General features: G+C 69.7%; 15 protein-coding genes. 7 read left to right on the forward strand and 8 right to left on the reverse strand.

What is annotated here, in order from left to right; all coding sequences use genetic code 11:
- Window positions 1–270: 270 nt before the first annotated feature.
- Together DXK32_RS23590 and DXK32_RS23595 are read right to left on the reverse strand one after the other, a co-directional pair.
- Complete coding sequence (locus tag DXK32_RS23590) at window positions 271–843, reverse strand: polysaccharide biosynthesis/export family protein (protein WP_114860736.1); 573 nt, start codon at window positions 841–843, stop codon at window positions 271–273.
- Between the two features lie 232 nt (window positions 844–1,075).
- Window positions 1,076–2,380 carry an outer membrane beta-barrel protein gene (locus DXK32_RS23595; protein ID WP_114860737.1) on the reverse strand — a complete coding sequence of 435 codons (1,305 nt, stop codon included), beginning with the start codon at window positions 2,378–2,380 and terminating at the stop codon, window positions 1,076–1,078.
- A gap of 884 nt (window positions 2,381–3,264) precedes the next feature.
- Here DXK32_RS23595 and DXK32_RS23600 point away from each other — a divergent pair.
- The 5 genes from DXK32_RS23600 to DXK32_RS23620 all read left to right on the forward strand — a co-directional run bounded on the left by DXK32_RS23600 (window position 3,265) and on the right by DXK32_RS23620 (window position 8,550).
- Complete coding sequence (locus tag DXK32_RS23600) at window positions 3,265–3,705, forward strand: MarR family winged helix-turn-helix transcriptional regulator (RefSeq protein ID WP_114860738.1); 441 nt, start codon at window positions 3,265–3,267, stop codon at window positions 3,703–3,705.
- Between the two features lie 158 nt (window positions 3,706–3,863).
- Window positions 3,864–5,090: an ABC transporter substrate-binding protein gene (locus DXK32_RS23605; RefSeq protein WP_114860739.1), complete on the forward strand. Its 1,227-nt coding sequence runs from the start codon at window positions 3,864–3,866 to the stop codon at window positions 5,088–5,090.
- Window positions 5,091–5,252: 162 nt separating this feature from the next.
- The gene (locus tag DXK32_RS23610; protein ID WP_114860740.1) at window positions 5,253–7,094 is read left to right on the forward strand and encodes an ABC transporter permease; all 1,842 of its coding nucleotides are present in this window, start codon (window positions 5,253–5,255) and stop codon (window positions 7,092–7,094) included.
- Window positions 7,091–7,837: an ABC transporter ATP-binding protein gene (locus tag DXK32_RS23615; protein ID WP_114860741.1), complete on the forward strand. Its 747-nt coding sequence runs from the start codon at window positions 7,091–7,093 to the stop codon at window positions 7,835–7,837. The genes DXK32_RS23610 and DXK32_RS23615 overlap by 4 nt, the downstream gene beginning before the upstream one ends.
- Window positions 7,834–8,550: an ABC transporter ATP-binding protein gene (locus DXK32_RS23620; protein WP_114860742.1), complete on the forward strand. Its 717-nt coding sequence runs from the start codon at window positions 7,834–7,836 to the stop codon at window positions 8,548–8,550. The genes DXK32_RS23615 and DXK32_RS23620 overlap by 4 nt, the downstream gene beginning before the upstream one ends.
- 24 nt (window positions 8,551–8,574) lie before the next feature.
- Here DXK32_RS23620 and DXK32_RS23625 read toward each other — a convergent pair whose 3' ends face one another.
- Entirely contained in the window at window positions 8,575–8,820 is a 246-nt protein-coding gene (locus DXK32_RS23625) for a hypothetical protein (RefSeq protein ID WP_035675101.1), read from the reverse strand.
- Between the two features lie 76 nt (window positions 8,821–8,896).
- Window positions 8,897–9,721 carry a trehalose-phosphatase gene (gene otsB / locus DXK32_RS23630; protein ID WP_114860761.1) on the reverse strand — a complete coding sequence of 275 codons (825 nt, stop codon included), beginning with the start codon at window positions 9,719–9,721 and terminating at the stop codon, window positions 8,897–8,899.
- A 503-nt stretch (window positions 9,722–10,224) separates the two neighbouring features.
- Between otsB and nagA the strand changes: the two genes are divergently transcribed.
- Window positions 10,225–11,412 carry an N-acetylglucosamine-6-phosphate deacetylase gene (gene nagA / locus DXK32_RS23635; protein WP_114860743.1) on the forward strand — a complete coding sequence of 396 codons (1,188 nt, stop codon included), beginning with the start codon at window positions 10,225–10,227 and terminating at the stop codon, window positions 11,410–11,412.
- Between the two features lie 235 nt (window positions 11,413–11,647).
- On the opposite strand, the gene DXK32_RS23640 is transcribed toward nagA, so the two are convergent.
- Both DXK32_RS23640 and DXK32_RS23645 read right to left on the reverse strand, forming a co-directional pair.
- Window positions 11,648–11,977, reverse strand: a complete 330-nt coding sequence (locus tag DXK32_RS23640; protein ID WP_114860744.1) for a hypothetical protein — start codon at window positions 11,975–11,977, stop codon at window positions 11,648–11,650.
- Between the two features lie 72 nt (window positions 11,978–12,049).
- A complete protein-coding gene (locus DXK32_RS23645; RefSeq protein ID WP_114860745.1) occupies window positions 12,050–12,964 on the reverse strand; it encodes an ROK family protein in 915 nt (304 codons plus the stop codon).
- A 207-nt stretch (window positions 12,965–13,171) separates the two neighbouring features.
- On the opposite strand from DXK32_RS23645, the gene DXK32_RS23650 reads away from it, so the two are divergent.
- Complete coding sequence (locus DXK32_RS23650; protein WP_114860746.1) at window positions 13,172–15,589, forward strand: ankyrin repeat domain-containing protein; 2,418 nt, start codon at window positions 13,172–13,174, stop codon at window positions 15,587–15,589.
- Window positions 15,590–15,671: 82 nt separating this feature from the next.
- Here DXK32_RS23650 and DXK32_RS23655 read toward each other — a convergent pair whose 3' ends face one another.
- Together DXK32_RS23655 and DXK32_RS23660 are read right to left on the reverse strand one after the other, a co-directional pair.
- Window positions 15,672–17,363, reverse strand: coding sequence for a methyl-accepting chemotaxis protein (locus DXK32_RS23655; RefSeq protein ID WP_114860747.1), 1,692 nt, complete (start codon window positions 17,361–17,363; stop codon window positions 15,672–15,674).
- Between the two features lie 502 nt (window positions 17,364–17,865).
- On the reverse strand, window positions 17,866–19,278 hold the full coding sequence (locus DXK32_RS23660) for a M20/M25/M40 family metallo-hydrolase (RefSeq protein ID WP_114860748.1): 1,413 nt from the start codon (window positions 19,276–19,278) through the stop codon (window positions 17,866–17,868).
- Window positions 19,279–19,294: the final 16 nt, after the last annotated feature.

A 19,294-nucleotide genomic window follows, 5' to 3' on the forward strand; every position in this document is an offset into this window, starting at 1 on the left:
CACTCGGCCGCCCCCCGCCGCCAGCGCTCACGAGCCCGCACCTCCCGACGCCCGCGCGCCCTCGGGCCACTCCAAGGGCGCCGATGCCTTCCGCAAAGGCGATCTCCCCTACGGCGAGGGCACCCGCGACGACGGGTGACTGCGCAAAAAAATGTCCCTCCTCCCGGCGGGAAGAGGGACATCGTCATGGCGTCCAATGGCGGCGGGGCACCTGCCCCAGTCTTCCGAAACAAATGGGCCGTCTGGCGAGTGTTCGGAACCGGCTGCCGATCAGAAATAGCGCTCCGGCACGCGCAGCACGTCGTCGGGCATCACCGGCGTGGTGATCGGCGCGCGGCGCAGCTCCTTCTTGGGATCGGCGCCGCGGGTGATCAGGACGTAATCCTCCTTGGCGCGGTAGGTGTAGCCGCCGGCCATCGCCACCGCGGACAGGGCGGTCATGCCGTTGACATACTGGTACTGGCCGGGGTTGCGGACCTCGCCCAGGATGAAGAAGGGCCGGTGGTTCAGCACCTCGACGCTGACCTTGGCGTCGCGGACGTAGCCCTGCGACAGGCGCTTGGAAATGTCGGCCTCCAGCTCGCGCGGGGTGTGGCCGCGGGCCGTCACCTCGCCGATCAGCGGCATGGCGACCTTGCCCGAGCCGTCGACGCGGAACTCGCCGGAGAGCTGCTCCTCGCCGAAGACGATGACGCGCAGCGCGTCGCCAGCCCCCAGGCGGTAGTCCGTCATCTGGGCGACGCCGGGCGGTTCGAGAGGGGCATCCTGGCCACCGGCGCAGCCGACCATCGCGGCGGCGACCACGGTCATTCCGAGCGCGCGGAACACGTTACGTCGATTCATCCCTAACCCTTCTCCATAGCTCGTGAGGACATCGGGTCCGCGCTCCGCGGATGGAGCCGCCGAACCCTGAGCGGTCACGGAGGGAGACTAGCAACTCGCACGCGCTTGGGAAAAAGTGGAGAGGAAGTAACGCCAACGGAGGAAAAGGATTCGCGTCACCGTATAGGCGGAAATGCAAAAGGGGCGCCCATCGGAAGATGAACGCCCCTTTTGCATGCCCTGGACGACCTGATTACATCTGAGCGCCAACGCGCAGATAGACCAGATTGTCGGAGTAGTCGAAACCACTGAGGTTCGAGTTACGCTTTTCGTAAGTATAACCGCCATTCACAAAGACATAGCGGCTCAGCTGGTAGCTGGCGCCGGCCCCCAGCGTGTAGACGTCGTCGGTGCGGTCCACGCCGTTGAAGTCGTCCTGGCGCCATTGGACGCGGGCGTTCAGCAGCAGAGTGCGCAGAAGCTCGTGATCCACGCCGACGGCGGCGACGGTGCGGTTGTAGCTCGATGCGATCTGGCTGCCGCGGGCGTAGGTCGATTCGCGGACCTGACGGCTGAGCGAACCGGTGACCGAGGTGAGCTGGGTCACCGACCAGTTCAGGCGGCCGCCCACGGCCAGACCACCGAAATCCTTCAGCGTCGGATCGTCGTAGGTCCGGCTCAGATAACCGGCATAGATCTCGCCGTTGATCAGGCCGGTCAGGTCGGTGGATAGGCCGCCGACGACCTCATAGCCGTCCGAGTCGCGGTTGACGCCGCCGAAATCCCGGCTCAGCCGGTAACGGGTCCAGTTGTAGGACCCCTGGACGAAGGCCTCGTAGCCCTGGATGAACTCGTAGCCGACGCGGGCCGTGCCCGTGTAGTTCCAGCGGTCGCGGTCATCCTGCGACTCCTTGCTCCCGTTGGTCAGCTCGGCGTCCTGGTAGGAGGTGTACTGGGCACCGCCGGTCAGGCGCATACGCAGGCGGTTGAAGCGCTGGTTGAAGGACGCCTCGCCGCCGTGGGTGAAGTAGTTCACCGGTTCCGCGAAGCGCGGCACCACGGTGCCGGTGCCCAGCGACACGTCGAAGTTCGGGTCGGACCGCCCCTCGTGGTCGCGGCGGCTGAACAGCAGGCCGCTGACCGAGCTGTCGCGGGTGATGTCGTAGCGGCCGTCCACCTGCGCCCGGTAATCGGCGTAATTCTCCGACGAGTAGTCGAAGAAGCGGCCGATGTTGCCGGAGGCCGAGAAGTTCAGGGCGTGGTTGTTGAAATCCGAACGCACGTCGACGCGCGGCTGGGTGACCCAGATGAAGTCGTCGCGCCTGTCGTTCTCGGTGGCGAAGACGTTGCTTTCATAGGTCAGGCCGGTCTCGATGCGCGGCAGGATCCGGAACGATCCGGCACGGATGCCGAGCTGTTCGACCTCCGGACGGCGGCGCTCCAGCACGGATTCACCGCGCTGCAGTTCCTGGGCGCTCACCGGCGTGGCCGCGGGCAGCGCCGTCAGCACGGTGGACGCGAGCGCGAGGGCGAGGAAGGGCAAGGAGCTGGGCTTCATGGGTCACCGCGCTAGGCTGAAATCAGTGGCTCGTATCGGGCGGCCGAATGGCCTCGGAATGTGCATTCGCCGCTCCGGCAGAAGCGGACAGTCGCTGCAAAGACAACTCAAGGCGTGATGTCCGTGCAACAGTGAAGCCGTTCAGCCGTGGTTTTTGCCCGCGCCTGTGTTGTTGGCGCAACAAGACTTGCGTCAGACGGGCGCTCTATTGCCATACGCCCGCACCATTAGAGCTAAGGTCATACGACCACGAAAAGACACACGCCCGCCGCCCCGGGAACCAGCCGTTGGCGGCGTCCGTTCATGCAAAGGCGGTTCTGAGCCGCGCCAACCTGACCTTTGCCAACCCGACCCATGAGGACGCGCCGAGCATGACCAGACCCCTGACCACGCCCCCGCCGCCCAAATCGCCGCGCCACCCGGGTGACGATATCGTGATGCCACCCTACACACCGGGGAGTGTTCCACCGCCCGATGGCGACCTGCCGAGATCCGACCGCGAAAGGACTCCGCCACCGAACACTTACCCGCCGAAACAAAATCCATAATCGAAATGCGGATAACGCTCCGGAAGGACCAAAACACACCCGCATATGCAGATTGCGCCCTAGTCCCTCCGGCAAGATTCTTGAAGCGCACGACTCATCTTCGTTCGCGAGTGCTTTTCATTGCAAATAGTGCCCGGTCCTAGACTGTGGCTCTATGCCGCAGCAACGAGCGTTGCCTATCGCGACTTCCACGCCTAGGCTTTGAAGCGAAGCCTGCTGCATTTGGCGCACTCCCGGGAACACTCCCCGGGTCCGGCGCCGGACCTGTCGCACGGTGTTCCGCCGACACCCGCCGCAACCGGAAACGGTCCGGCTCCGCAACGCTCGTGTGCGCCCATGGATCAGATCGCCCATCCTCCGACCGACGATTACCTGCTGACCGGGCAGGTGCACTATCGCCTTCGCCGGGCTCACCAGCGCGCGTCCTCCATCTTCATGGACATGATCGGCGACTCCCAGCTCACCCCCACCCAGTGGGGCGCCCTGGTCACGCTGCGGACCGAAGGGTCGCTGTCGCAGAACCAGCTGGGCCGGCTGACCTTCATGGACCCGGCGACCACCCAGGGCGTGATCCTGCGCCTGGTCGAGCGCAAGCTGGTGGAGCGCCAGCCGGACCCGCAGGACCGGCGCCGCACCAGCGTCAGCCTGACCCGCGCCGGCCAATCGCTGGTCAACACCCTGCTGGAGAACGCCACCCGGGCGCATCACCGCACCCTGGACCCGCTGACCCCGGAGGAGCAGGCGACCTTCCTCATGCTTCTCTCCCGCCTGATGTGAGACCGGCGGCTCCGGCACCGGCCCGCGGAAAACTGGCGTGGTGCGGCGCAACGGAACGGTGACTTTTGCGGTGGGTTTGCTATGAACGCAGACATTGCGTTCACGCTGCCGTTCCAAGCGTTCGGGCAGCCGCCAACCGCGCCGGGATACCGCCGACCATGAACCGCCGCCATTTCCTGCTCGCGCCGGGCGCCGCCGCCCTCGCCGCCGCCCTTTGCGTTGCCGCGCCGTCGGCATCCCACGCCCAGGCGGAAAGCCAGCCGATCCACGTCGGCGAGATCAACAGCTACACCGGCCTGCCGGCCTTCACGATCCCCTACCGCCAGGGCTGGCAGCTCGCGGTGGAGGAGGTGAACGCGGCGGGCGGCCTGCTCGGCGGGCGCAAGCTGGAGGTCGTCTCCCGCGACGACGCCGGCAAGCCGGACGACGCCGTACGCGTCGCGCAGGAGCTGCTGTCGAACGAGAAGGTCGAGCTGCTGGCCGGCACCTACTTCTCGCACGTCGGGCTGGCCGTGGCGGACTTCGCCGCCCGCAACAAGCTGCCCTTCGTGGCGGCGGAGCCGCTGACCGACGCCATCACCTGGACCAAGGGCAACCGCTACACCTTCCGCCTGCGCCCCAGCACCTACATGCAGGCGGCCATGCTGGTGGAGGAGGCGGCGAAGCTGCCGGCCAAGCGCTGGGCCACCGTCGCCCCCAACTACGAGTACGGCCAGTCGGCGGTGCAGTGGTTCCGACAGCTCCTCTCGGAGAAGCGTCCGGACGTCGAGTTCGTCGCCGAACAGTGGCCGGCCCAGGGCAAGCTGGAGGCCGGGCCGACCGTGCAGGCGCTGGCCGCGGCCAAGCCCGACGCCATCTTCAACGTCACCTTCGGCGCCGACCTCGCCAAGTTCGTGCGCGAGGGCGAGGGGCGCGGCCTGTTCCGCAACCGCACCGTCGTCAGCCTGCTGACCGGAGAACCGGAGTATCTCGACCCCATGAAGGACGAGGCGCCGGAGGGGTGGATCGTCACCGGCTACCCGCAGGAGCAGATCGACACGCCGGAGCACAAGGCCTTCCGCGAGGCCTATGTGAAGCGCTTCAACGAGCCGCCGCGCCAGGGCTCGGTCGTCGGCTACGCCACCTTCAAGGCCATCGCCGCCGCCGTGGAAAAGGCCGGCTCCACCGACGCCGAGAAAGTCGTGGACGCGCTGTCCGGGCTCGACCTGTCCAGCCCCTTCGGCCCGATCACCTTCCGCGCGCTCGACCATCAGGCGACGATGGGCGCCTATGTCGGCAAGACCACGGTGAAGAACGGCCAGGGCGTGATGACCGGCTGGCGCTACGCCGACGGCGCGGACTATCTGCCGTCCGACGAGGCCGTCCGCAAGATGCGCCCGGAGTAAGGGGCGGCGTTCTTGCCCCCACCCTTCCCACGGCTACGCCGCGGGCCCCTTCCCTCCCCCGCTCCGCAGGAGAGGGATTTTGATCCCCTCCACCGCATAGCGGGGGAGGGCTAGGGAGGGGGCAAAACCTCGCTCCCCCGCCGACCCTGCCGAAAAGAGCCGATGTCCTTCTACCTCGTGCAATTCCTCAGCGGCCTCGCCACGGCGGCGACGCTGTTCCTGGTGTCGTCCGGGCTGACCATCGTGTTCGGCGTGACGCGGATCGTGAATTTCGCGCACGGCTCCTTCTACATGCTGGGCGCCTATCTCGGCTGGACGCTGGTGGAGCGCTGGGGCGGCACGCCGCTGGGCTTCTGGGGCGCGGTGGCCGCCGCCTCGCTGGCGGTCGGGCTGCTCGGCGCGCTGATGGAGGTCGGGCTGCTGCGCCGCCTCTACCGCTCGCCGGAGCTGTTCCAGCTGCTCGCCACCTTCGGCGTGGTGCTGGTGATGCAGGACGCCGCCTCGTGGATCTGGGGGTCGGAGGATCTGCTCGGCCGGCGGGCGCCGGGGCTGCGCGGCTCCGTGGACATCCTCGACCAGCCCTTCCCGCTCTACGACCTCGTGCTGATCGGGCTGGGACCGCTGGTGCTGGGCCTGCTCTGGCTGCTGTTCAACCGCACGCGCTGGGGCACGCTGGTCCGCGCGGCGACCCAGGACCGCGACATGGCCTCGGCGCTCGGCGTCGATCCGGCGCGGCTGTTCACCGGGGTGCTGTTCCTGGGCTCGGCGCTGGCCGGGCTGGGCGGCGCGCTCCAGGTCCCGCGCGAGGCGGTGAACCTGCACATGGACATGGCCATCGTGGTCGAGGCCTTCGTCGTCGTCGTGGTCGGCGGCATGGGCAGCCTGACCGGCGCCTTCGTCGCCTCGCTGCTGATCGGGCAGTTGCAGGCCTTCGGCATTCTGGTCTTCCCGCAGATCACGCTGGTCCTGGTCTTCCTGTTCATGGCGGTGGTGCTGGTGATCCGCCCCTACGGCCTGCTCGGCCGCGCCGAGGACGCGCCGCCCACCGCCGCCAGCCCCGGCCCGCCGCTGATCGCCGCGGCCGGCATGGCGCGCTGGGTGCCCGCCCTGCTGCTCGCCCTGCTGGCCGCGGTGCCGCTGGTCGCCGGCGACTACGCGCTGATCGTGCTGACCGAGGTGGTGATCCTGGCGCTGCTGGCCGCCAGCCTGCATCTGCTGATTGGGCTGGGCGGCCTCGTCTCCTTCGGGCACGCCGCCTATTTCGGGCTCGGCGCCTACGGCGCGGCGCTGCTGGTCAAGCATCTGGCCGCCCCCATGCCGCTGGCGCTGGCCGCTGCCCCGCTGCTCGCCGGGCTGGGGGCGCTGGCCGCCGGCTGGTTCTGCGTGCGACGGTCGGGCCTCTACTTCGCCATGCTCACCCTGGCCTTCGCACAGATCGTCTGGTCGGTGACCTTCCAGTGGTACGGTTTCACCGGCGGCGACAACGGCATCCTCGGCGTCTGGCCGCCGGATTGGGCGGCCGGCAAGGCGGCCTATTACTGGCTGACCCTGGCGCTGGCCGGCGGCGCGCTGCTGCTGCTGCGCCGCGCCGCCTTCGCGCCCTTCGGCTACACGTTGCGCGCCGGGCGCGACTCCGCGCTGCGCGCCGAATCGGTGGGCATCAACGTGCGCCGCCACCAGTGGCTGAGCTTCGCCCTGGCCGGCTCCGCCGCTGGTCTGGCCGGCGGGCTCTACGCCTTCGCCAAGGGCAGCGTCTTCCCCACCCTGATGGCCGTGCCGGTGTCGGTGGACGCTCTGGTCATGGTGCTGATGGGCGGCATCCAGACGCTGAGCGGCCCGGTGGTGGGCGCCGCCCTGTTCCACCTGCTGGAGACCGAGGCGATGAGCCGGACCGACTGGTGGCGGCTGGTCCTGGGCGCCGTCATCCTGGTGCTGGTTCTGGCCTTCCCCAAGGGCGTCGCCGGCTTCGTCCGCGACCTGTGGACCCGCGGGAGGGAGTCATGAGCCGCCGTCTCGCCGTCGAGAACCTCCAGCGCGCCTTCGGCGGCGTGCAGGCCGTGCGCGGCGTGTCCTTCGCGCTGGACGCCGGGGAGGTGCTGGCGCTGATCGGACCGAACGGCGCCGGCAAGACGACCTGCTTCAACCTGCTGAACGGTCAGCTGCGCCCCGACGCGGGCACGGTGCGGCTGGACGGGGTGGACATCGTCGGCCTGCCGCCGCGCCGCGTCTGGCGGATGGGCGTCGGCCGGACCTTCCAGATCACCGCCACCTTCGCCTCGATGACGGTGCGCGAGAATGTGCAGATGGTCCTGCTCTCCGTCCACAGGCGCCTGTTCGGGCTGTGGACCCCGGCGGCGGCCGGGTTCCGCGACGAGGCGATGGCCCTGCTGGAGCGCGTCGGCATGGGCGCCCAGGCGGAGCGTCCCTGCGGCGTGCTGGCCTATGGCGACCTGAAGCGCGTCGAACTCGCCATGGCGCTGGCCGGCGATCCGAAAATCCTGCTGATGGACGAACCCACCGCCGGCATGGCCCCCGGCGAGCGGCAGGAGCTGATGGCGCTGACCTCTTCCCTCGTCCGCGAGCGCGGCCTCGCCGTCCTGTTCACGGAGCATGACATGGACGTCGTGTTCGGCCACGCCACCCGCATCATCGTGCTCGACCGCGGCCAGCTGATCGCCGAGGGCTCGCCCGACGCCGTGCGCGCCGACCCGCGCGTCCAGGCCGTCTATCTGGGAGGTGCCGCATGACCGGCCGGCCGCTTTTGAGCGTCCGCGGGCTCCAGGCCTGGTACGGGCGGGCGCACATCCTGACCGGCGTCGATTTGTCGGTGGAGCGGGGCGAGGTGGTCGCCCTGATGGGCCGCAACGGCGCCGGCAAGACCACGACCATGAAGGCGGTCATGGGGCTGCTCGACCGGCACGCCGGCTCGGTGGTCTTCGACGGGCGCGACGTCTCCGCCCTGCCGCCGCACCGCATCGCGCGGCTCGGCCTCGGCTACGTGCCGGAGGACCGGCGCGTCTTCACCGACCTGACGGTGGAGGAAAATCTGGAGGTCGGCCGCCAGCCGCCCCGCGACGGCGCCCCCCACTGGACGCCGGAGCGGCTCTACGCCCTCTTCCCCAACCTCGCCGAGATGCGGGGCCGCCGCGGCGGGCGGATGAGCGGCGGCGAGCAGCAGATGCTGACTCTGGCCCGCACGCTGATGGGCAACCCGTCGCTCCTGCTGCTCGACGAACCGTCGGAGGGGCTGGCCCCGCGCATCGTGCAGCAGATGGCCGACGCCCTGCGCGCCCTGAAGGCGGAAGGGCTGTCGATCCTGGTGTCGGAACAGAATCTCGCCTTCGCCGCCGCGGTCGCCGACCGCGCGAGCGTCATCGAGAAAGGGCAGATCCGCTTCGAAGGCCCGATGCGGACGCTGCTGGAAGACGAAGGAGTGCGCCGCGCCTATCTGGCGGTGTGAGGAGGCAGGCGGCGCGGAGGCGGTTCACACCAGCATGTCGAGGACGCGCTTGGTGTTGTCCTGCGCGGCCTGCATCACCTTGACGTTGGCGGCGAAGTCGGTCTGGGCCGAGGAGAGGCTGACCACCACCGCCGGGTCGAGGTTGCCGGCGGCGAGCTGCGCCCCCGCCTCGTCGGCACGGGACTGGGCGCCCTGAAGCCCCGCCAGGGCGGAGGCCTGGGCGTCCTGCAGAGACGGCATCCGCGGTGCGCCGAGCGCGCCGATGTCCATGGTGGAACCTCTCGATTGGCCGAAGACCACCCTACCCCTTTTTCGGCGGAAAAGCGATGGAGACCGGCGGGCTGGTTCAGCCCTCCGCCAGCCAGACGGCCAGACGGTCGAGAAAGGCGCCGGCTTCCGCCGGGTCCTTCAGGCTCCATCCGGTGGCGCTGGGGGCCGGCGGGTCCATGACGCGGATGCCGACTCCCCGCCCCTCTCCACGCGCCGCCAGAGCGCGGAAGGCGTCCTCGTCCGTCTCGTCGTCACCGAGGTAGAGGGGCAGCGTCTCCGGACCCGCCAGACCCAGCGTGTCGAGCAGCGACAGCACCGCCTTGCCCTTGTCCCACGGGACGTTGGGCCGCAGCTCGTGGATTTCCTTGCCGCCGGTGACGCGCAGGTTCGGAAAGGCCGACGCGACGTCCCGCACCGCGTCGCCGACCGGCGCCTTGCGCTCCGCGGCGACCCGCCGGGTGTGGATGGCGATGGCGAAGCGTTTGCGCTCGACCAGAGCGCCCTCGACGCCGTCCAGGCGCCGCCGCAGCTCCGCTTCCGCCGCGTCGAGATCGCCGAGATACTCCTCGCCGATCTGGGTGCGCAGGCCGGGGCCACGGATGTCGAAGCCGTGGCTGCCGGCGTAGATCAGGTCGTCGATCCCGACATGGCGGGCCACATCCTCCAGGTCGCGCCCACTGACCACCGCCACCGGGCACAGCCCGGCCAGCCGCCGGATCACCGCGCGCACGGACTCGTCGAGGAGTGCCAAGTCGGGCCGCTCCACGATGGGCGTCAGGGTCCCGTCATAGTCGAGGAAGACGGCGGGCCGGCGGTCGCCCAGCATCGCCGCGAAGGCGTCGAACCGGACGAGCGCCGATGGCTTGCCTTCGGTGGAAGCGGGGGACGGCTGGTCGGTCACGGGCGGCTCTCCTTCGTTGTCCGGGCGTTGTCCGGGGCATCGCCGGTGGGCGCTGTCGCGCGGGCGCACGATCGGATCAACGGGAAAGCGCGCCATCAGGTCCGGATGCATCGTTCAACGATGTTATCGCATCCGATACGATTGTGACTCTCCGGTCACAGCGACCCCGGAAAAAGCAACGGCCCCGCAAGGGGCCATTGCTTCGGGGTTTCCACCCACCTGAGATCTTTGTTAATTTTGCAGCGCAGCAAGAGATTGCTGCTTCGCCCTTCTTGGGCGTTTCCTCCCTAAACTCAGGCCGCTGTTCGTCAGCGGCCTTTTTTCTGCCAGAAACCTGTCCCTTCTGGCAATCCCTAACAAACACCATACCCCAACAATTCCAGCGGCATAATCCATACGAAGCCAAGGGATTTGATCGCGCGACGTCCCCTTGCGCCGCAAGCCGCGCCGGGTTTTCCTGTCGGCCCACCGCCGATCCCCGCCGCAGCCCATCGGGTGCCGAATTGAGCCTCGCACACTGCCCCGCCGACGACCGGCCGCTGAAAGCGCTCGTCAACGCCACGCTCCACACCGGCGACTCGGTGCTGGCCGGCGCCGCCCTGCTGCTCGACGGCCCGGCCATCGCCGCCATCGTCGCACCCGAGGCGATTCCGCCGGAGGCCGAGGTGGTCGATCTCGGCGGCGGCATCCTCGCCCCCGGATTCATCGATCTCCAGGTGAATGGCGGCGGCGGCGCCCTGTTCAACGACACGCCCGACCCGCCGACGCTGCGCCGCATCGCCGAGGCGCACCGCCGCTTCGGCACCACCGGCCTGCTGCCCACCCTCATCACCGACTCGGCCGAAAAGCGCGCCGCCGCCGTCGCCGCGGTGCGCGCCGCGCTGGCGGAGGGAATGCCCGGCGTGCTCGGCATCCATCTGGAAGGCCCGCACATCGCGCCGGAACGGCGCGGCGTCCACGACGCCCGCTTCATCGCGGCCCCCGACGCGGGCGACCTCGCCCTGCTCGGCGGCCTCTCCGGCCTGCCGGCCCTGGTCACTCTGGCGCCGGAGGCGGTTCCGCCGGAGCCGATCCGCCGGCTCGCCGCCGCCGGCCTGCGCGTCGCCGCCGGCCACAGCGCCGCCACCTGGGCGCAGGCGAAGGCCGGCTTCGCCGCGGGCATCACCGGGGCGACCCACCTGTTCAACGCCATGAGCCCGCTCGGCTCCCGCGAGCCCGGCATGGTCGGGGCCGCGCTGGAGGACGATGCGGTCTGGTGCGGCATCATCGTCGATGGGCACCATGTCCATGACGCCTCCGTCCGTCTGGCCTGGAAGGCGAAGGCCCGCGGCCGGCTGTTCCTGGTGACCGACGCGATGCCGCCGGTCGGCGCTCCCGAAGATCACCCGGCCGGCACTTTCCAGCTCTACGGCGAGGACATCCGGGTGGAGGACGGGCGTTGCGTCAACGCCGACGGCACGCTGGCCGGTTCCGCCCTGGACATGGCGACGGCGGTGCGCAACGCCGTGGAAAGGGTCGGCATCCCGCTGGACGAGGCGCTGCGCATGGCCGCCGCCTACCCGGCCGACTTCATGGGCATGGCGGGACGGCGCGGCCGCATCCGGCCCGGCCTGGCCGCCGACCTCGTGCATCTCGACCGGCGGCTGCGGGTGCGGGCGACCTGGATCGGCGGCAAAATGGCGCTTTCGTGAAACACCCCCTGCACGCGCGTGCGAAACTGTCGTATAGAGGCCGCAGAATTTCGACCCTCACACGCAGCTTCGAGGAGAGTTACCCATGGACATCGCCCTGATGGTTCTGGCCGTCGTGTTCTTCTTCTGGCAGACCGTTTCCGAGTGATCGGAGGCCGGGTCTCCGGACAAACGAAAGGGCGGCTCCCCGGCGGAGCCGCCCTTTCGCGTTTCTGACCCATCCGTTCGGCCCCCCTCAGTCAGCCAGCGCGCCGCCATGGATCTGCGGGTGCTCCAGCCGTGCATGGGCGGAGGCGACCAGCCTCAACGTCTCCATGATCGTGCCGATCGCCTCGTTCAGGTCGGCCCGGCCGGCGGGCACGGGCATTCCCGACAGGACCGATTCCAGGTCTTCGGCGGCGTCCTGAAGAAGGACACAGGCCTCCTCCAGCTGACGTTTGGCCAGTACGCCGTTTGCAGGATGCGACGGCGCCGCCTTCTGCATATTGCGATAGGCATTTTGATTTGCAGTTTGCAGCGAAGACCCGCGCCGCCCCTTCTGAAATCCCGTGATGAAGCCGAACATGGGCCCTCTCCCTTCCGTGTCGGAGGGTATAGAGCAAAAGCCGCGCCAATTTCGAAACATCGGCCGAAGGGATCACCCCCTGGGCCAAAGCCACGCCGCGCCACGCATACCGCTTTCGGCGCCATGGCGCGCGCGGAGGAAGCGGGTGCGGGGGGCCGGGCTCAGCGCCCAGCGTCCCCACAGGGCCGGCACCGCCTCGTAGAGCCCCGGCAGGTCCGACAGGCCGCCGCCGACCACCACCGCGTCGGGGTCGAGCAGATTGATGACGGCGGCGAGCGCGCGGGCCAGCGCATCGGCATGGCGGTCCAGCGTCGCCCGGGCTTGCGCGTCGCCCAAGCGGGCACGGGCGGCGATCTCCGGCGGGGCCAGCGCCTCCCCCGTCCGCCAATGGTGCAGGCGTGCCAGTCCGGCGCCGCACAGCAGGGTCTCGATGCAGCCCTCCCGCCCGCAGCCGCAGGGCAGCGACGGGCCGTCCTCCGCCACCCGCCAAGGCAGCGGGTTGTGCCCCCACTCCCCGGCGAGCGCGTTGGCGCCGGGCAGGATGCGCCGGTCCGCGACGATCCCGCCCCCGACCCCGGTGCCCAGGATGATTCCGAAGACCAGCGGCGCTCCGGCCGCCGCCCCGTCCACCGCCTCCGACAGGGCGAAGGCGTTGGCGTCGTTGGCGATCCGCACGGGGCGGTTCAGCGCCCGCGACAGGTCGGCGGCAAAGGGCCGCCCATCCAGCCAGGGCAGGTTGACCGCGCGCACGGTGCCCGCCGCGCCGTCGACGACGCCGGGCAGGCACAGGCCGACCGTGGCGTCGCGGCAGCCCGCCCGCTCCTCAAGCGCCGCCACGGTGGCCGCCAAGGCGCCCAGCGTCTCCGCGTAGCCGCGGGGCGTGTCGGCGCGGTGCCGCGCCCGCTCCGTCCCGTCGGGGGCCAAAAGGGTGGCGGCGATCTTAGTGCCGCCCAGATCGACGCCGATTCGCATCGGACCCATGCCCATGCGGGACTCCCAAGCGCGGATGGAGAATGAACGGGGGTGGAAAAAGCAGTCCCCCCTATAGCGCAGCGCTCCGCCCGAATCAGCCATCCCGACGCACGCCTTCTCCATAAGAGGTGGCGGTCCCGTCCCTTTGCACCGTCGCAGGACGGCGGCGGGCCACTAGAGTCAGGAGTGTCACGTCCCATCAATTGGATTGCGCGCGCCCCCATGGACCGTTCCGCTCCGAAAGCCACGCCATCCTCGAATCGCTCTGCGGCGAAGGCGAAGCCCCAACCCCAGGCCGCCGGCCTGCGCCCCGACCAGACGGAGGTCTTCGACGGCCTTCTGCTGGCCCTGCTGGCGCGCAAACGGCTGCTGGTGCTGGTCGGCGAGGCCGGGTCCGGACGAGCGGCGGTCTTCCACCAGCTCGTCGAGCAGGTCGGCTCCGACGGGGCGCTGGTGCTTCCGGTCGCCGCCAGCGCCGGGGCGCAGGTCGAGGATCTGGTGTCCGCCGCCGGCGACGCCGCCCTGCCGTCAGACAGCGACGACCGCGATTTCGACACGCTGATCGAGGAGCTGGAGGAGCGGCTGGACCTCGCCGGCACGGGCCTGCTGGCGGTGGAGAACGCGGGCGTGCTGGCCGCCCCGGCGCTGGCCGACCTGATCGACCTCACCCGTTCCGAGACGCCGAGCGGGCGTTTCCTCCAGGTCCTGCTCTGCGGCACGCCGGAGATGGAGCGGACCTTGGCCCGCCCAGGGCTGGCCGAGGCGGTGCGCGAGCTTGGCGTGATCTACCGCATGACGCCCGGCGCCGGTCCCTCCGTCGCGCCCGCCGCCGCGATTCCGTCCGCTGGGCCCGCCGCCGGGCCGGCTCTTACCCCGCCGCGCGCCGCTCCGCCGCCGCCGCGCCGCGCGGCGGAACGCGACGCCAACGACTGGCCCGCCAACGACTGGGACGCGCCGGACGGCTGGACCATACCGGAGACCGGCGCTCCGGTCGCCGATCTGCCGGTCAAACGCCCACGCCGCCGCGCCGCGCTGGCCGGGGCGGCGATCACCACCCTGATCCTGCTGGGCGCCGCCGGGGCCGGCGTGACCCTGGCCGTTCCCGGCGCCACGCCCGAACGGGCGCTCGATTACGCCCGCCAGGGCTGGCAGGACCTCCGCGGCTTCGTGGCGGAACGGGTGACCATTCCGTTCGGTCCGTTCGCGGACGAGCCCAGCCTGGGCAGCCGGGGTCCCGACACGCTGGCGGTCCCCCGGCCGCAGAACCCCTATCTCGCCTCGCTCCCCGCCGAGGCGGGTGTGCCGGTCGCCGGCCCGGCGCCGACCAGGGCCGACGCGCCGCCGCCCGCCACGCGCACCATGAACGCCACGCCGGCTCCAAACCCGGCCCCGGCCCCGACTCCGGCCCCCACTCCGGCGATGGCGGCAAAGCCGGAGCAGCCGCCCGTCGCTCCGGCGGCCCAGACGCCGAAGCCGCCGGTTCCGGCTGCCGACCCGCTGGCCGCGGAGCACACCCAACCGCCCAAGCCGCGGGCGACCGAGTACCGCACGGAGCAGAGCGAAGGCCCGACCGGTTCCGCCACCCTGCCGCCGCTGGTCGATGAGCCGGCGCCCCAGATGGCCGCCCCGGCGATGCCCCAGCCCGCGACCCCCACGGCGTCCACGCCCTTCTCGGCCAGCGACAACGGCCTGAATCCGCGCGTCCGCACCCTGGTCGATCAGGCCCGCCGGCAGATCGCCGCCAAGCTGCTGACCACGCCGCCGAACAACAACGCCTACGAGACGGTGTCGCGCCTGCGCGAGATCGCCCCGGCGACGCCGGAGATCCAGGACCTTCTGACGACCATGGAGGACACCTACCGCCGCTGGGCCGCGCTGGCGGAGCGCGACGGCAATTGGGACGAGGCGCGGCGCTTCTACGAGCGCGCCCTGATCGTCGCCCCCAACACCGGCGACCTGCGCGACCGCATCAAGGCGGCCGGCGAAGGGCGTGTGCTTCCCGCGACGGCCACGGCCTCCGCCGCGCCCGGCACCCCGCCGACATTCCCGGCCACCGCCGAGGTCCGGCCCGGACTGGACAGCCGCGACGGCGCCATCGCCCTGATGCGCCGCACCGACGAGCTGAAGCGCGCGCTGGACGGCGGCGCCGATCCGAACAAGCGGGTGGACAACGGCAAGACCCTGCTGATGCTGGCCTCCGAACAGGGGCTGACCGACGCGGTGCGGCTGCTCATCGACCGCCGCGCCAAGACGGAGCTGCGCACCGCCGACGGCGCCACCGCGGTGATGTACGCCGCCTGGGGCGGGCACGAGGCGGCGATCCACGCGCTGGCCGCCGCCGGGGCCGAACTCGACGCCACCAACGACGACGGCAAGACCGCCCTGATGGCCGCCGCGGCCCGTGGCCATGAGGGGGTGGTGAAGATCCTGGTCGACCGCGGCGTGTCGGTGGACCGGGTGGCCAGCCACGGCTGGTCGGCCCTGATGTACGCCGCCAACAACGGCCACGACCGCGTGGCCCGGATGCTGGTGGAGCGCGGCGCCAACCCGTTCCGCATGGACACCGCCGGCAACTCCGCCCTCACCCTCGGCGCGCTGCAGGGCCACATGCAGGTGGTCGAGGCGCTGAAGCCGCACTGAGCGGAACGGCACGCACGAAAACGGCGGGCGCCCCAGGGACGCCCGCCGTTCTTGTGTGTGGACCCTGTGAACCGTTGCCCGTTCAGGCGGCTTTGATCTCCGCCAGGAAGCTCTCGATCTCCTTGCGCAGCGTTTCCGACTGGCGGGCCAGCTCGCCCGACGCGCTCATCACCTGACCGGCGGCCGCACCCGTCTCGCCGGCGGCCAGCGTGACCTCGGTGATGCTGCCGGAAACCTGATGGGTTCCCGTCGCGGCCTCCTGGACGTTGCGGGAGATCTCGTTGGTCGCGGCGCCCTGCTCCTCGATGGCGGCGGCGATGGCGGTGGAGATGTCGTTGATCTGGCCGATGATGCCGCCGATGGCCGAGATGTCGCGCACCGCGCCGTCGGTCGCGCCCTGGATGGCGGCGATCTGGGCGGCAATCTCGTCGGTCGCCTTGGCGGTCTGGGAGGCCAGATGCTTCACCTCGCCGGCGACGACGGCGAAGCCCTTGCCGGCCTCGCCGGCCCGCGCCGCCTCGATGGTCGCGTTCAGCGCCAGCAGGTTGGTCTGGCTGGCGATGTTGGTGATGAGGCTGACCACCTCGCCGATCTTCTGCGCGGCCTCGACCAGACCGCGCACCGTCTCGTTGGTGCGGTTCGCCTGCTCCACCGCCTGCCCGGCGATCTGCGAGGAGCGCGACACCTGCGTCGCGATCTCGCGGATCGAGCTGGCCATCTCCTCGGTGGCCGAGGCGACGGTCTGGACGTTGGCGCTGGTCTGCTCGGCCGCCGCCTGGACGGCGGTCGCCTGGATGTTGGTCCGCTCGGCCATGGAGGTCATGCTGTGGGCGGTGGCGTCCAGCTCCGAGGCGGCGGCGGCGACCGTGCGCAGGGAGGCCGCGGAGGAATCTCCGAAGCGGCCCACCAACCGTTCCACGGCTTCCGCCCGGCGCTGCTTGGTCGCCTGCTCCGCCGCCTGGGCGGCGGCGAGCCGGTCGGCCTCGATCAGCCCGTCCTTGAAGACCTGGACGGCACGGGCCATGGCGCCCAGCTCGTCCTTGCGCTGCGCGCCGTCCACGGCGACCGTCAGCTCGCGCCCCGCCAGCCGGTTCATCACCGCGGTGAGCTGCTGGATCGGCTTGGAGACGCCGGCGATGATCACCAGCCCCATCACGGCGCCGAGGATGGTCACGACGGAGATCGCGATGATGAGCAGGGTCTTGCTCGACCCGTAGGTCGCCTCGCCCTGGTCGGCGGCGATGCGGCCATTGCGGATGTTGAACTGGATGAGGTCGCGCATGAGCGCCTGGGCCTTGCGGAACTCGACGCGCGATTCGCCTTTGTAGAGCGCCGTCGCCTCGTCGTTGCGATTGTCGCGGGACAGCGGGAGCACCTTCCGCTGGCTCAGCTCCTGGTAACGCTCCCAATGGCCCATGAGCTTCCGGAACGTCTCGGTCTCATAGCCGGGCGTCAGCATGGATTCATATTTGCGGGCAGCGTCCTGGAAGTTCTCCAGGGCCACCGCCATGGTCTTCTCCTCCTCGGCCTGCTGGGCAGGCTCGATGGTCAGGATGTGCACGGACTCCAGAATCCGGTAGAACTCGAAATAGTCGGTCATCCGGGCGATCTCGCCGACGCTCGGCAGCCAGTTGTCGCGGATGTCCTTCCCCGCGTCGTTCACCGTCGAAATGCGGTCTATGCTGAAAAGACCCAAGCCGATGATGAACATAACCAGTATGGAAAACGAAGACACGATCTTCGTCTTAATCGTAACGTTCGAGAGAACAGACATCCGATACTCCCTCCACGAATTCACAGACAAATCAGTGCGCTGACCTGTGCGAAGCCTTGTTTTGATTGATTTTTCCATGCGCCGCGAAGGGTGCCGCCCGTGATGAACCACGCGATCCCGCAGGATGGCGGATCACGCGGGGGGTGCCCCAACGCACAAGCACACCGGTCGCACGCTTGATCTCAAGACGGGTTGTTGATGCCCTTGGTCTAGGCCATTGGCCCTTTGGATATTTGGCACCGCACGCACATGAAAATAAGAACTGCGCTTGACCCCATTTTTATCGCATGGAACAAGTAAATCGACGGTTAAAACGCTTTGAAAGCTCCAATCTTTTTTCTTTTTATTTGTTACATTCAAGTTTTTTAAAATTTCCCCCTTGAGAAACTTTTGTTTCGCCGCCGAGTCACAGAGCTTCAAACGATGCCGCAGGGAAAAAAAGGCCCGCGGGCGCGATGCGCAGCCGCGGGCCGAACCACGAAAACGTGCAGGTCGGGATGGATCAGAGAGCGGCGAAGCGCGCCAGCATGGCGGCGTGCGAGCGGATGCCATTGTGCAGGCACTTCACCTCGAACTTCTCGTTGGGCGAGTGGATGCGGTCATCCTCCAGCCCGAAGCCGACGAAGATCGAATCGAAGCCCAACGCCTGCCGGATGTAGCCGCCGACCGGGATCGAACCGCCGCTGCCGACCAGCGCCGGCCGGTTGGCGAAGACGTCGCCCAGACCCGCCATGGCGGCGCGCAGATAGGGGCTGTCGGTCGGCACCTGGACGCCCGGTGAGCGGCCGAACACCTTGATCTCCCACCGCCCGTCGGTCGGGGTGCGCTCTTCGAGGAAGCTCTTGATCCCGGCCAGGATCTTCTCCGGGTCCTGGGCCGGCACGAGGCGGCAGGACAGCTTGGCCGAGGCCTTGGAGGCGATGACCGTCTTGGACCCTTCGCCGGTGTAGCCGCCCCAGATGCCGTTGATGTCGCAGGTCGGGCGCGACCACAGCCGCTCCAGCGCGCTGCGCCCGGCCTCGCCCGCCGGGGCCGTCAGCCCGACGCCGGCCAGGAAGGCGCTCTCGTCGAAGCCGAGGTCGCGCCACATCGCCTTCTCCTCGTCTGTGGGCTCGGCCACGTCGTCGTAGAAGCCGGGGAAGCGGACGCGGCCGTCCTCGTCGTGGATCTGGCCGAGGATGCGGGTCAGCGCGTTGATCGGGTTCAGCACCGCGCCGCCGAACATGCCGGAGTGCAGATCGTGGCTCGGCCCATGCAGCGTCGCCTCGACATAGAGCAGGCCGCGCAGCCGCGTGGTGATGGCCGGGGTGTCGATGTTCCAGGCGTTCGTGTCGGTGATGACGCAGACGTCGGCCTTCAGCTCCTCCGCGTTGGCCTTCAGGAAGGGCAGCAGGTTCGGACTGCCGGTCTCCTCCTCGCCCTCCAGCAGGACGGTCACGCGGATCGGCAGGGTGCCGTGCACGGCGTGCCAGGCGCGGAACGCCTCGATGAAGGTCATCACCTGGCCCTTGTCGTCCACCGCGCCGCGGGCGACGATGCGGCGGCCATGCTCGGCCTCGACGATGGCCGGTTCGAAGGGCGGGCTGTTCCACAGCTCCAGCGGCTCCGCCGGCTGCACGTCGTAATGGCCGTAATAGAGGATGTGCGGCACATCCCTATCGTCGGAGGCACCGCCCGGCCCCGGATGGTGGGCGACGACCGCGGGATGGCCGGCCGTCTCGCGCACGGAGGCGTCGAAGCCCAGCCCGCCCAGCTCGCGCACCAGCCAGTCGGCGGCGCGGCGCACGTCGCCCTTGTAGGCCGGGTCGGTGCTGACGCTGGGGATGCGCAGCAGGTCGCAGAGGCGGCCCAGGGAGTCTTCGAAACCGCGGTCAACCTGCTGGAGAACGGGGTCGGCTGACAGGACGCTCGACATTCGGAACTGCCTTCGG

Origin of the sequence: Azospirillum brasilense (assembly GCF_003349955.1) — a bacterium.
Classification (GTDB): Bacteria; Pseudomonadota; Alphaproteobacteria; order Azospirillales; family Azospirillaceae; genus Azospirillum; species Azospirillum brasilense_B.